Below are 520 nucleotides of genomic sequence, written 5' to 3' on the forward strand. Positions count from 1 at the left end.
AGTTTGCATAGCGAGGGGACACATCACGGAGATTCAAATGACACGCCGACCAAAGATTTTGGCCAGCACCGCACTCGGGTTGCTCATCGCCTCGGTGCCGTTAGGGGCGCCGCTCAGCGCAGCATTCAGCGCTGGACGGTTCGCCGAATCCGCAACGCCGATTTTTATCAAGTTGAAATGTAAGGAGGGCGAGTCCGCCGAAGCCTGCGCGTTAAGGCAACAGGCTCCGTCCGAAAACGCTGCTCCACCTCCAGCGACCGAACCACAGCCTACTCCAAAACCGCAGGAGCAGCCAAAAGAGGCAGCTCCGGCGTCTGAGTCAACTCCCGTTCCAGAATCCACGCCACCGGCTGAACTGTCGACGAAGAAACAGCCCGCTCCAACAGCCGAGCCTGCGCCCAACAAGGCTCCCGACGAACCGGCAGGCAAGCAAGTCCAGCCGCCCGCAGACAAGGCGCCTTTGCCCACCCCGGCTCCCCAAGCGCCCGCTGCGACCGATCAGCCTGCGCCTGTACAGGGC

The 520-nt window shown here is 62.3% G+C and carries 1 protein-coding gene; it reads left to right on the forward strand.

Features of this window, described 5'->3' with window-relative positions; genetic code table 11:
• A partial coding sequence (locus tag EN932_RS38625) for a hypothetical protein (RefSeq protein ID WP_206619054.1) occupies nt 1-183 on the forward strand: 183 nt, incomplete at its 5' end.
• Nucleotides 184-520: the final 337 nt, after the last annotated feature.

The organism is Mesorhizobium sp. M7A.F.Ca.US.002.01.1.1 (assembly GCF_004022955.1).
GTDB lineage: Bacteria > Pseudomonadota > Alphaproteobacteria > Rhizobiales > Rhizobiaceae > Mesorhizobium > Mesorhizobium ciceri.